Raw genomic sequence first — 11,756 nt, forward strand, 5'->3', positions numbered from 1 at the left:
AGCCTACTTCTCCTGGGATCGCTCGAACTCGCGCAGCTCGCGGTCGCCCGCCGACGAGAGGTAGGCGAGCGCCACGCTCGTCGTCATGAAGACGGCGGCGCAGATGGCCGTGAGGCGGGTCATGAAGTTGCCCGCGCCGCGGCCGCCGAACACCTGGGCCGTCGCGCCGCCCATGGCCGAGCCCATCCCGCCCCCGCGGCCCTGCTGGAGGAGCACGACGAGGATCAGGAACAGACAGACGAACACGTGCACGATGTTGAGGAACGTGTGAAGCATCGGCGTCTTTCTGCTGGGTCGTTCTGGCCTGCGCGACGGGCCCAGGGGCAAACGTGCGAGAGGGGTGCGAGGTAGCCGAGAGGGCAGGCCGGCGCCCCGCCGCGAGGCGGGGGTGGCCCGCCGATCTACCCCTGTTCGGCGCGCTCCGCCAGTCGGTGCGCGGCGTCGACGATCTTGGCGAAGCCGGCGGCGTCGAGCGAGGCCCCGCCGACCAGGGCGCCGTCGATGTCGTCCTGGGCGAGCAGCCCCTCGGCGTTGTCGGCCTTCACGCTGCCGCCGTAGAGGATGCGCGTGACGCCGGCGAGGTCCTCCGAGGCCTTCGCGAGCAGGCCGCGGATGAACGCGTGCACCTCCTGGGCGTCCTCGGCGCGCGCGACCTTGCCCGTCCCGATCGCCCAGACCGGCTCGTAGGCGATGACGCCGAAGCCGGGCTGCTTGGCGAGCTCGTCGAGGAAGGCGCGTACCTGGCGCTCGACCACGGCGAGCGTGTCGCCCGCCTCGCGCTGCTCGAGCGTCTCGCCGACGCAGACGATGGGGCGCAGCTCGGCCGCGATCGCCGAGGCGACCTTCCGGGCCACCGCCTCGTCGGTCTCCGCGAACAGCTGCCGCCGCTCGCTGTGGCCGAGGATGACCCAGGTCGCGCCCGCGTCCTTGAGCATGCCCGAGGAGATCTCGCCGGTGAACGCCCCGGAGACCTCGGCGCTCATGTTCTGCGCGGCGATGCCGACCTCGCTCTTCGCCTCCGCGAGCTCGTGCGCCACGGCGGCGATCGCGGTGAACGGCGGCGCGACCACCACCTCGGCCCGGGTGAGCTCGCGGGTCGCCTTGGCGACGGCCGCCGCCAGCGGGCAGGCGTCCTGCCCGCCGGCGTTCATCTTCCAGTTGCCGGCGATGAGCGGACGACGCGAGCCCGCCCGCGGGGCGGCGCCCGTGGCTTCGGGCGCGCCCCCGTCGTTCACGGGCTTCACTCGCTCACCTCGGCCGACCGGAGCGCCTCGACGCCCGGCAGCCGCTTGCCCTCGATGAGCTCGAGAGAAGCGCCGCCGCCGGTCGAGATGTGATCGAAGCCCTTGGCGATCTGCTCGCCGGCCTGCTTGACCGCCGCCGCGCTGTCGCCGCCGCCGACCACCGTGAAGCCGGACGCGCCGCTCATGATGCGCGCGACGTCGAACGTGCCCCTGGAGAAGGCGGGCGTCTCGAAGAGGCCCATCGGGCCGTTCCAGAACACCGTCTTCGCCTTCTCGATCGCCTTGCCGAACAGATCGACAGAGCGCGGGCCGATGTCGAGCGCCATCGTGCCCTCGGGGATCGCGTCGACCGACGCGGCCTCGCCCTGCGTCGCGTCGATGCCCGAGGCGACCACGGCGTCGACGGGGAGCAGGAGCTGGATGCCCCGATCGCGCGCCTTGCTCATGATCGTGCGCGCGAGCGGGAGCTTGTCCTCCTCGATCCGGCTCTTCTGCACGTTCTTGCCCTGCGCGGCGAGGAAGGTGTTCGCCATCGCGCCGCCGATGCACAGGGTGTCGACCACGTTGAGGAGCGCCTCGACGACGTCGATCTTGTCGGAGACCTTGGCGCCGCCGAGGACGGCGACGTACGGCTTCTCCGGGCGATCGGTGAGCCGGGTGAGCGCCTTGAGCTCCTTCAGGAGGAGCAGGCCGGCGGCGCGCTCGCGCACGAGGCGCGGCAGCGCGTGCACCGACGCGTGGGCGCGGTGCACGGCGCCGAAGGCGTCGTCGACGTAGACGTCACAGAGCTCGGCGAGCTGGCGCGCGAAGGCCTCGTCGTCCTTCTCCTCCTCCTCGTGGAAGCGGAGGTTCTCCAGGAGACAGATCTGGCCCGCGCGCAGGTCGTAGATGACCTTCTTGGGCGAGTCGCCGACGCAGTCGTCGGGCAGATGGACCTCGTAGCCGGTGAGCTCACTGAGCCGCCCACCGCACGGCTCCAGGGAGAGCCCCTCGGTCTTGCCCGGCTTCGGGCGGCCGAGGTGCGACGCGAGGATCACCTTCGCGCCCGCCTCCATGACGAGCTTGATCGTCGGGATCGCCTCGCGGATGCGCGAGTCGTCCGTGATCTTGCCCGTCTTCTTGTCGAGCGGGACGTTGAAGTCGACGCGGATGAAGACGCGCTTGCCGCTGAGGCCGCCGGCGTCGCCAGCCGCGGCGAGGTCCTCGACAGAGCGGATTCCGGTGAGCTTCACGGCGCTACACGCCCTTCTTCGCCACGAGCTGCGCGAGGTCGATCATGCGGTTCGAGAAGCCCCACTCGTTGTCGTACCACGAGAAGATCTTCGCGAACCGGTCGCCGAGGACCGACGTCATGGTGGCGTCGAACGTGCTGGACGCCGGCGAGCCGATGAAGTCGCCCGAGACGAGCTCCCGGTCGGTGTAGTTGAGGACGTCCTTCATCGGACCCTGCTCCGCGGCCTGCTTCATCGCGGCGTGGATGCTGTCCTTCGTGATCGGCTTCTCGGTCTCGAGGGTGAGGTCCACGAGCGAGACGTCGACCGTGGGGACGCGGATCGCGAGCCCGTCGAACTTGCCCTTGAGCGCCGGGATGACCTCGGAGAGCGCCTTCGCGGCGCCGGTGCTCGAGGGGATCATGTTGACCGCGGCGGCGCGCGCGCGGCGCAGGTCGCCCTTCCGGTGCGGGATGTCGAGCAGGTGCTGGTCGTTCGTGTACGAGTGCACCGTCGTCATCAGGCCGCGGACGATGCCGAAGTTGTCGAGCATCACCTTGGCGATGGGGGCGAGGCAGTTCGTCGTGCAGGAGCCGCACGAGATGACCGTGTGCTTCTGCGCGTCGTAGAGCTCGTCGTTCACGCCCATGACGACCGTGAGGTCGTGACCCTTGGCCGGCGCGCTGATGATCACGCGCTTGGCGCCCGCGTTGATGTGGCCGGCGGCCTTCGCCTTGTCCGTGAAGAGGCCCGTGCACTCGAGCACGATGTCCACGCCGAGGTTCTTCCACGGCAGCTCGGCCGGGTCCTTCAGCGCGAGGACCTCGATCTTCTGGTCGCCGATGCTGATGTACTTGTCGCCGGCGCCGACCTTCGCCGCCTTGAACTCGCGGTGGATCGAGTCGTACTGGAAGAGGTGGGCGAGGGTCTTCGGATCCGTCAGGTCGTTGATGGCGACCAGCTCGATATCCTTCACGCCGCGCTCGTAGAGCGCGCGGACAATGCAGCGTCCGATGCGCCCAAAACCGTTAATTGCGATCTTCGTCGCCATCACGAACTCCTGGGAAAGTGGCCGGCGCGATACGTAGTCACCTCGCGCGCGACGGTCAAGCAAAGCCTCAGCGCGCGCGACGCAGGCGATGAAGCGGCCTCTCGCCGCGGCGCAGCGGCAGGTGCGCGCCGGGGCCGGCTGGTCGGGCGAGGCGTTCGGGCGGGCGTGCGGGCGTTCGGTCGGGCGGGTGTTTCGGTCGGCGCTTCGGTCGGCGCGCTGGCGAGGCTTCGTCGCGCAGGCCTCCAGGCGGGGAGCGCTCGGCTCAGACGCCGAGGAGCTGGATGAGCTTCTCGCGGGTCGTGAGGCCGACCTGCTGCCCCGTCTTCTCGCCGCCCTGGAACACCATCACCGTCGGAACGCTCCGCACGCCGTACTTTCGGGTCGTCTCCGGAGCGCCGTCGATGTCGAGCTTGGCGACCTTCACCTTGCCCTGGAACTCGTCCGCGATCTTGTCGACGATCGGGGCGAGCGCCTTGCAGGGCCCGCACCAGGTGGCCGTGAAATCCACGAGAACGGGGACGGGGGATTTCAGGACTTCGGCCTCGAAATTCTGGTCGGTGAGGGTGTGGACGTTCTGGCTCGCCATGTTTGTCTCCGTCGGTGCCGCGCTGTTCAGGTTCCGGGCCGCACCCCTGTGCGGAGGGTGCGACCCCACGAGTTGACCGAGGCTGCTCCAGCCGGTCGGCCCGATGCAGAGCGGACGCCCTGTCGGGCAAGGAAAGTAACTGGCGCGCACGTCTCCGGCAACCGCCAACCGGCACGGCGCCGGGCGCGCGCCCGGCGAAACCTTCCGCTCGCGCCGCCGGTTTGGTAGATCGACCGACCCGGATGGCGTCGGACGAACCTCCCCCGAAGCACCTCGGCCGCCCGCGAGGCCGCGGCGCTCCCGCGGCGGCCGCGGCGACGACGGGCGGCTACGACGTCGAGGAGACGTGGCGACAGACGGCCCGGGCGCTCGTCGTGCCGCTCGAGCGCGCCCTCACGCTCCCCGCGCTCCGCGCCGCCTTCGCGCGGCTGACCGCGGTGGCCGCGCGGCAGAAGCTCACGATCGCCGAGGACCCGCTGTTCGGCCTGAGGGGCGATCCCGAGAACGATCCGCCGGCGCGGTGGGGCTACGAGGCCGTGCTCCCGATCCGAGGCGCGGCCAGGCGGGAGGGCGACGTGACGGTCATGCGCATCGACGGCGGCATGCACCTCGCCGCGACCACGCCGCGCGGCCTCGGCGATCTGAAGCGCCTCTACGGCTACCTGCTCGGTACGCGTTTCCCCGCGAAGCATCAGCAGCTGACGCGGCCGTACATCCTCCACCGCCTCGCGGACGGCCAGGCGCGCGCGCCCGACGAGGCGATCGCGGTCGCGGTCTACGCGCCGGCGGTGCTCTCGATCGCGCCGGTGCCGGTGCCGGCCGACGAACCGGAGGCCTGAGCGCGGGCGGACGCCCGCGCAGCACGACGCGCACGATTCGACGCACGAGTCGACGCACGATTCGCCGCACGAGCGCCCGCTCGCGCAGCGCCGAGCCAGGATGGCCCCCCGAATCCTCGTCATCACGCCGACGTACAACGAGCGAGACAACCTCGCCGAGTTCGTGAGCTCCGTCCTCGCGACGGTCCCGGACGCGCACGTGCTCGTCGTCGACGACGCGTCGCCCGACGGGACGGGCGCCCTCGGCGATGCGCTCGCCGCGCGCGACGGGCGCGTCCGCGTGCTCCACCGACCGGCCAAGCTCGGGCTCGGCACGGCCTACCTGGAGGGGTTCCAGCGCGCGCTCGACGGCGGCTACGACGTCGCGCTCGAGATGGACGCGGACCTCTCGCACGACCCGGGACACCTGCCCGCCTTCCTCGACGCGATCGCCGGGGGCGCGGACGTGGTCCTCGGCTCGCGCAACATGCCGGGGGGCGGCGTCGAGGGCTGGGGCCTCGGGCGGCACGTGCTCTCGAAGGGCGGCTCGCTCTACGCGCGCACCATCCTGGGCGTCGGCGTCCGCGACATGACGACCGGCTACAAGGCGTTCACGCGGCGCGCGCTCCTCGCGCTCGATCTCGGCAGCGTGCGCTCGAACGGCTACGCCTTCCAGATCGAGACGACCTACCGGGCGCTCCGCAAAGGGCTCCGCGTCGTCGAGGTGCCGATCGTGTTCGTCGACCGCCGCGCCGGGCACTCGAAGATGAGCCGGAGGATCTTCGCCGAGGCGATCGTCGAGGTCTTCCGCCTGAAGCTCGACGCCGCGCGCGGGCGCATCTGACCCCCGCGCCCGCAGGAGCGCGCTCGACCCGCCGTCAACCGCCGCCCGTCCTCGACGGCCTCGACGCGGCGGCCGACCGGGTCCGCCCGTCGGCCTCCGGCGCGTCGAGCTCCTCGTCCAGCGCCTCGTCGGCGTCGGCGTCATGGATGCGCGAGCGCCCGGGGGCCTCCTGGTCCTCGACGCGCACGCGCGCCGCCGCGCCCTGATCGCGCTGGGCGGCGCCGTCCGGCGCGGGGCGCCCGCGGACGGCGCGGGTGGCGCGGCGCAGCGCGAGCTCGGCGACGCGGCCGGCCCGGCGCACGCTCGGCGCCGCCTGCTCGCGCAGCACCCGGCCGAACACCAGCGACAGCAGCGTCAGCACCGTCGGCACGACCACCCCGAGCGCGAGGCCGACCGCGATGCGCGCGACCGTGAGGCCGAACAGCGCGCCCGCGAGCGGCAGGCCGTCGAGGCCGCGCCACGGCGCCGCTGCCTCGTCGTGCTCGCGCGCGCGCCGGTCCTCCTTGCGGGCGCGCCGCTCCGCCTTGCGCGCGTCGCGGTAGGCCTTCCGCGCCTCGCGCTCCGCCTTGCGCGCGTCGCGGTACGCCGTGCGCGCGTCGCGCTCCGAGGGGCGCCCGGCGCGCGGCCGCTCCGGGGCGCCGCCGCCCGCGTCGAGCGCCGCGAGCAGCGGCGCGATGCGCGCGGCGCGGCGCTCCGGATCGGGCTCCAGCATCGCGGAGAGGGCCCGGACGAGGCCGGGGTCCGCGCGGCCGCCGAGCGCCGCGACCACGTCGATCGCGAGCCCCCGGTGCGGCAGGTTCTCCGGCTCCTCGCCGGTGAGCAGGCAGAGCGCGGTCGCGCCGACGGCGTAGACGTCCGACGCGGGCAGCGCGCGGCCCTGGAACTGCTCCGGCGCCATGTACCCGAAGGTGCCGACCACGGTGCTCCCGCCCTCGGGGCGCAGGCGATCGCGGACCGCGCCGAAATCGACGATCGCGAAGGAGCCGTCGGGCCTGCGGATCACGTTGTTCGGCTTGATGTCGCGGTGGATGACCGGCGGCGCGCGGCCGTGCAGGTAGTCGAGCACGCCCGAGGCGTCGCGCAGGAACCGGACGATCTCGTCCCGCCCGAGCACCGCGCGGCGACGGCGCATCGCGCCGAGGCTCTCGCCGTCGATCTTCTCCATCACGAGGAAGAGCGCTCCGTCCTCCTCGAAATGATCGAGGTAGGCGGGCAGGCTCGGGTGCGAGAGCGAGGCGAGCACGCGCGCCTCGCGCTCGGCGAGCTCCACGCCCTTCCAGCTCGAGGCGCCGCGGATCTGGAACCGCTTGATCGCGACGAGCTTGCCGAGCCGCTTGTCGACCGCCTCGAGCGTGTGCCCCTGAGCCCCTTCGCCCAGGGCGCGCGTGACCACGTAGCGCCCGTCGCGCAACGCCTGGCTCGGCTCGGTGCTCATCGCGGGAGCGAGGGTACACCGCCCGCGCAGCGGCACCAGGGCGAAGCCGTGCCGGCGCGACCGCGGACGCCCGCGCGCGCGACCGCGGGCGTCCGCCCGCACCCGGAGCGCGCCGCCGCCGCGGAGCGCTCTGCTAGAGTCGACGGGCCATGACCCTGATCCTCACCCTGCTCGCGACGTTCACGGTCGCCTACCTCGCCTCGGGGCTGCGGCAGATCAACCAGTGGGAGGCGGCGCTGCGCTTCACGCTCGGCAAGCTGACGGGCCGCGTGTCCCCGGGCGTCACGATGTTCCTGCCGGGGCTCCAGGAGCTGCGGCGCATCGACATGCGGATGAAGAACCGCGATCTCCTCCGGCAGATGGTGATCACCCGCGACAACGTGACCACGATGGTCGACGCGGTCGTCTACTACCGCGTCGTCGATCCGGAGAAGGCCACGCTGGCCGTCGAGAACTACGAGACGGCGATGAAGGACCGCGCCAAGGTCGTGCTGCGCGACGTGGTGGGCGAGACGCGGCTCGACGAGCTGCTCGCCCACCGCGAGGAGGTCGCCGCCAAGGTGCGCGCGCAGGTCGAGGCGGTCGCGGAGGCGTGGGGGCTGCACGTGGAGATGATCGGCCTCCAGGACATCGCGCTGCCGCCGCAGATGCAGGAGGTGCTCGCGAAGGGGGCCATCGCCGAGCGCGATCGGCGCTACGTGATCATCAAGAGCGAGGCCGACGTGGAGAGCGCGAAGAACTTCGCCGAGGCGGCGAGCATCCTCGCGCGCTCCCCCGGGGCGATGGAGCTCCGGCGCTTCGAGGCGCTGGCGAACCTGAGCCAGGGCAACACCAAGGTGATCTTCGACCTGGCGAAGCCGTACGACGACGTGCGGCACGCCGCGGCGGCCATGGCGGAGGCGGCCGCGACCGAGGTGCAGCCGGTGCGCGTCCGCGAGGGGCAGCACCCGGTCGACGCCGAGGCGCAGCGCGAGGCCGAGGCCGCCCTCGAGGCGGACGCCGCGCTCGAGGAGCAGCGCACGGCGCGGCGCGGGCGCATGGGCGGGGCGTGATCCCGGCGCTGACCGCGCTCAAGGCCGCGGCCGTGGCGCTGCTCGAGGCGCGCGGCGAGCGCGGCCTCGCGGCCCTCGTCGCCGGCGCCGAGCTCGCGCTCGCCGGGCCGCCCCAGCGGTGGACGATCGGCTCGCGCGAGGTGAGCGCGCTGCGCCTCTCGCTCGCCGTCGACGCGCCCGCGTTCGCGGCGCTCACCGCGGACGCGGCCCGCCTCGCGGCGGCGAAGGACGCGTTCGCGAGCGCGGTGCGCACCCCGGAGACGGAGCTCGCCGATCTGACGCCGCTCCTGCGCCTGCCCGGCGTCGGGCGCGGCTGGAACCACGTCTACCGGGAGGCCGCGCTCCCGGCCGCGACGGAGCGGCCGCCCCCCGACGCGGTCCTCGGCGGGGCGGCGGCGCTGCTCGAGGCCTCGGGCGACGCGCGCGGCGCGGCGATGCTCCGCCGCGCGCGGCTCGAGGCGGCGCAGGTCCCGAGCAGCGGCGGGGTCGCGCTGGTCCGCTGCGTGGTGCGGCTCGACCCGGCGGACCGCGCCGTGCTCGACCGCGACGGCGAGCGCGCGGAGCGGCTGCAGCGCGCCGTGCGCAGCGCCGGCACGCGCGCGGCCGAGGCGGTCGCGTCCGTCGAGCTCGCCACGGCGCTCGCCCCGCTCGGCGGGTCGACGCCGCTCGGCCCGGCCGAAGCGCCGGGCGCCCGGCTCGCGCGGGCGCTCGAGGCGCGCGGCGCTGTCGTGGTGCCCGTCTCCCGCGACGACGGCGGGCCGGGCGGCGGGGGCGTGGAGCTCGCCGTCGTGGCGTCCGGGGAGCTGCTGCGCGTCCGGATCGCCGCGTCCAGCCCGGGGCGCGAGCGCGGCCACGGCGGGTGGAAAGCCGAGGAGATCCGCGCCATTACGGTCGCTGCCCAGGACGCGGCGACGCCGGAGCGGGCCGGGGAGCTGGCCGCGCTGCTCCTCGGCGGCGGCGAGCTCGCCTGACCGCGCGGCGGGAGGGGCTCGCGCGGCCTCCCGGCGCGCCGTCGCCAGGGCGGCGCGCTGCCGCGCTACGCCCCCGCCCCGGCGCGCGGGCCCTGCCCGAGGATGCGCCGGAACGTCAGGTTGATGCGCGGCCCCGCGCCGCGCTGCTTGGGCACGCCGTGGCGGTGGTGGTGCTGGGTGGTCCCGCCCATCACCAGGAGGCTCCCCCCGCCGAGCTCCAGCTCGACCGCGGGAGCGTCCTTCCATTTCCGGGCGGGCTTGATGACGAAGCGGCGCGGCGCGCCGAGCGACACGGAGGCGATCAGCGGATTTTGCCCGAGCTCCTTCTCCGCGTCGGCGTGGAAGCCCATGGAGTCGTCGCCGCCGCGGTAGTAGTTCAAGAGCACGCTGTTGAATGCTGGGCGTGGCGCGCGCGACGCGCGCGGCGGCTCGGCCACGGGGAGCTCGGCGCACGCCGACTCCACGCGCGCCTTGAGCTCGGCGAGCGGCGGCGACCACGGGTCGGGCGAGAGCGTCAGCCCCGAGTAGGTGTAGATCGCGCCGGGGTCGCCGTACCACGCCGACAGCCGCGGCTGGAGGAACTCGCTGCCGAAGAGCTTGATCTTGTCCTGCCGCCACGCGACGCCGGCCCGCAGCGCCTCGAAGAGCGCGTCCGCCTCGGCGCGCGGGAGCCACGGATCGAGGAGGGCGAACCAGCCGCCCTCGACGAGGTGCTCGATCCGCGTGCGCACGAGGACCGACTAGCGCGCTCGCCGCGCGCGCGCCAGGCAGCGCCGATGGGGCGCCTCGTGGCGCTCGCCGGGCACGCGCGCTCGTTCGGGCGGAGCGACGCCTCACCGACAGGGGGTTTCCGATGGAGTTCGATCTCGTCGTTTCGCGGGGGACGATCCTCGACGGCAGCGGCCAGCCTCGCTACCTGGCGGACCTGGGGATCCAGCACGGCAAGCTGGCGGCGATCGCCGGGCCGGGCGCGCTCCGCGGAGGGCGCACGCTCGACGCCGGCGGGCTCGCCGTCGCCCCCGGCTTCATCGACGTCCACTCGCACGTCGACTGGCTCCTCCCGCTGCCGGATCACGAGCGCGTCCTCGCGCCGATGGTCGCCCAGGGCATCACGACCGTGGTGGCGGGCAATTGCGGGCACTCCCCTGCCCCGGTCACCGACGCGTCGATCCCGCTGGTGGAGCGCTCCGCGGAGATCCTGAAGGACGGAGCGCTCGCCTATCCGTGGCGATCGATGGGCGAGCTCCTGAGCGCCCTCGAGGGCGGCGGGCTGCTCGTCAACGCGGCGCTCCTCGTCGGCCACGGCACGCTCCGTCAGGCGGTCATGGGCAACAGCGCCGCTCGCCCGAGCGCGGAGCAGATGGCGGCGCTCTGCGCCCTCGCGCGCGCGTCGCTCCGCGAGGGCGCGTTCGGGCTCTCGGCCGGGCTGGCCTACACGCCGGGGATCTTCGCGCGCAGGGACGAGCTCCTCGGCCTGGTCCGGACCGTGGCCGACGAGGGCGCCGTGTTCACGGTCCACGGCCGGGCCTACACGTGGGTCTCGCCGTTCTACAGGCCGCTGCTCCTCGGCCCGCCGCACAACCTCCGCTCCGTCCGCGAGCTGCTCGGCCTGGCCGAGGAGGGCCGCGCGAAGATCCAGCTCTCGCACCAGATCTTCATCGGCCGTCGGACGTGGCCCACGGTGCCGTGGGTGCTCCGCGCGATCGAGCGGGCCGTGGACCGAGGGGTCGACGCCGCGTTCGACGCGTTCCCCTACACGGTCGGCAACACCACGGTGAACGCCCTCTTCCCCGCGTGGGTGCTCGACGGCTTTCGCGCCCGCATCAACGACCCGGCGGTCCTCCGGAGGCTCCGGCGGGAGTTCGCGATGTTCCGGCTGCTCCTCGGGCTGGAGTACGCGGACATCCGGCTGCTCTGGGGCGCGGCGCCCGAGCTCGCCGAGCTCGAGGGGCTCGACTTCGAGGAGATCGCGGGGCGCCTCGGCAGGAGCGCGTTCGACGCCTACGTGCACGTCGCCCGCGTGAGCGACGGCCGGGCGCGCGTCCTCCTGGACACGTACTCCGGCGTGGGTGCGCGGGACGAGCCGCTCCGGACCGTGCTCTCGCACCCGCTCTGCGCGTTCGAGACCGACGCCATCCTCACCCGGCGCGGCCGGCACAACCCGGCGTCGTTCGGCACGTTCCCGCGCGTGCTCGGCCACTACAGCCGCGACCTCGGACTGTTCCGGATCGAGGAGGCCGTGCGCCGGATGACCTCACTGCCCGCCGAGCGGATCGGGCTCCGCGGCGTGGGGCGCATCGCGCCCGGGCACTGGGCGGATCTCGTCGTCTTCGATCCGGCCGCGGTGGCGGACAACACGACGCCGCGGCGAGCGGACGCGCCGCCGTCGGGGATCCGAGCCGTCCTGATCGCCGGCGAGGTGGTGGCGCAGGACGGCGCGCTGACGAGCAAGACGCGGCAAGGGCGCGTGCTGCGCAGGTAGAGGGCCGGTCGCGGCGCGACGGCCGTGCGCCCCGGGCGCGCTCAACGGAGCGACGCCGCGCA

At 73.8% G+C, this 11,756-nt stretch carries 12 protein-coding genes; 5 read left to right on the forward strand and 7 right to left on the reverse strand.

The features are described from left to right. Window positions 1-3 precede the first annotated feature (3 nt). The 5 genes from secG to trxA all read right to left on the reverse strand — a co-directional run bounded on the left by secG (window position 4) and on the right by trxA (window position 4,092). On the reverse strand, window positions 4-276 hold the full coding sequence (gene secG / locus WMF26_RS42005) for a preprotein translocase subunit SecG (RefSeq protein WP_044986773.1): 273 nt from the start codon (window positions 274-276) through the stop codon (window positions 4-6). Window positions 277-401: 125 nt separating this feature from the next. Continuing rightward, window positions 402-1,244, reverse strand: coding sequence for a triose-phosphate isomerase (gene tpiA, locus WMF26_RS42010; protein ID WP_437333727.1), 843 nt, complete (start codon window positions 1,242-1,244; stop codon window positions 402-404). Next, window positions 1,241-2,476 (reverse strand): phosphoglycerate kinase, encoded by a 1,236-nt coding sequence (locus WMF26_RS42015; protein ID WP_061622049.1) that lies wholly within the window; start codon window positions 2,474-2,476, stop codon window positions 1,241-1,243. Before WMF26_RS42015 ends, tpiA begins: the two co-directional genes overlap by 4 nt. Window positions 2,477-2,480: 4 nt before the next feature. After that, window positions 2,481-3,506 carry a type I glyceraldehyde-3-phosphate dehydrogenase gene (gene gap / locus WMF26_RS42020; RefSeq protein ID WP_061622050.1) on the reverse strand — a complete coding sequence of 342 codons (1,026 nt, stop codon included), beginning with the start codon at window positions 3,504-3,506 and terminating at the stop codon, window positions 2,481-2,483. A gap of 262 nt (window positions 3,507-3,768) precedes the next feature. Then, window positions 3,769-4,092: a thioredoxin gene (trxA, locus tag WMF26_RS42025; RefSeq protein WP_061622051.1), complete on the reverse strand. Its 324-nt coding sequence runs from the start codon at window positions 4,090-4,092 to the stop codon at window positions 3,769-3,771. Window positions 4,093-4,334: 242 nt separating this feature from the next. Here trxA and WMF26_RS42030 point away from each other — a divergent pair, with 242 nt between their 5' ends. Further along, window positions 4,335-4,931, forward strand: a complete 597-nt coding sequence (locus WMF26_RS42030; protein WP_437997308.1) for a hypothetical protein — start codon at window positions 4,335-4,337, stop codon at window positions 4,929-4,931. 100 nt (window positions 4,932-5,031) lie between these two features. Next, a complete protein-coding gene (locus WMF26_RS42035) occupies window positions 5,032-5,754 on the forward strand; it encodes a polyprenol monophosphomannose synthase (protein WP_437997309.1) in 723 nt (240 codons plus the stop codon). Between the two features lie 34 nt (window positions 5,755-5,788). On the opposite strand, the gene WMF26_RS42040 is transcribed toward WMF26_RS42035, so the two are convergent. Then, on the reverse strand, window positions 5,789-7,189 hold the full coding sequence (locus tag WMF26_RS42040; protein WP_437997310.1) for a serine/threonine protein kinase: 1,401 nt from the start codon (window positions 7,187-7,189) through the stop codon (window positions 5,789-5,791). Between the two features lie 149 nt (window positions 7,190-7,338). Between WMF26_RS42040 and WMF26_RS42045 the strand changes: the two genes are divergently transcribed. Both WMF26_RS42045 and WMF26_RS42050 read left to right on the forward strand, forming a co-directional pair. Beyond that, window positions 7,339-8,241: an SPFH domain-containing protein gene (locus tag WMF26_RS42045; protein ID WP_437997311.1), complete on the forward strand. Its 903-nt coding sequence runs from the start codon at window positions 7,339-7,341 to the stop codon at window positions 8,239-8,241. Then, a complete protein-coding gene (locus tag WMF26_RS42050) occupies window positions 8,238-9,212 on the forward strand; it encodes a hypothetical protein (RefSeq protein ID WP_437997312.1) in 975 nt (324 codons plus the stop codon). Before WMF26_RS42045 ends, WMF26_RS42050 begins: the two co-directional genes overlap by 4 nt. A gap of 65 nt (window positions 9,213-9,277) precedes the next feature. Here WMF26_RS42050 and WMF26_RS42055 read toward each other — a convergent pair whose 3' ends face one another. Then, window positions 9,278-9,943 (reverse strand): alpha-ketoglutarate-dependent dioxygenase AlkB family protein, encoded by a 666-nt coding sequence (locus WMF26_RS42055; protein WP_437333735.1) that lies wholly within the window; start codon window positions 9,941-9,943, stop codon window positions 9,278-9,280. Window positions 9,944-10,065: 122 nt separating this feature from the next. Here WMF26_RS42055 and WMF26_RS42060 point away from each other — a divergent pair, with 122 nt between their 5' ends. Beyond that, entirely contained in the window at window positions 10,066-11,694 is a 1,629-nt protein-coding gene (locus WMF26_RS42060) for an N-acyl-D-amino-acid deacylase family protein (protein ID WP_437997313.1), read from the forward strand. Window positions 11,695-11,756 lie beyond the last annotated feature (62 nt).

The organism is Sorangium sp. So ce185 (assembly GCF_051526825.1).
Lineage (GTDB): Bacteria > Myxococcota_A > Polyangia > Polyangiales > Polyangiaceae > Sorangium > Sorangium cellulosum_D.

Bases quoted from the DNA above. Each gene is read 5' to 3' on its own strand.
- secG (WP_044986773.1), bottom strand. From the start codon at position 276: ATGCTTCACACGTTCCTCAACATCGTGCACGTGTTCGTCTGTCTGTTC.
- gap (WP_061622050.1), bottom strand. From the start codon at position 3,506: ATGGCGACGAAGATCGCAATTAACGGTTTTGGGCGCATCGGACGCTGC.
- trxA (WP_061622051.1), bottom strand. From the start codon at position 4,092: ATGGCGAGCCAGAACGTCCACACCCTCACCGACCAGAATTTCGAGGCC.
- WMF26_RS42030 (WP_437997308.1), top strand. From the start codon at position 4,335: ATGGCGTCGGACGAACCTCCCCCGAAGCACCTCGGCCGCCCGCGAGGC.
- WMF26_RS42035 (WP_437997309.1), top strand. From the start codon at position 5,032: ATGGCCCCCCGAATCCTCGTCATCACGCCGACGTACAACGAGCGAGAC.
- WMF26_RS42040 (WP_437997310.1), bottom strand. From the start codon at position 7,189: ATGAGCACCGAGCCGAGCCAGGCGTTGCGCGACGGGCGCTACGTGGTC.
- WMF26_RS42045 (WP_437997311.1), top strand. From the start codon at position 7,339: ATGACCCTGATCCTCACCCTGCTCGCGACGTTCACGGTCGCCTACCTC.
- WMF26_RS42060 (WP_437997313.1), top strand. From the start codon at position 10,066: ATGGAGTTCGATCTCGTCGTTTCGCGGGGGACGATCCTCGACGGCAGC.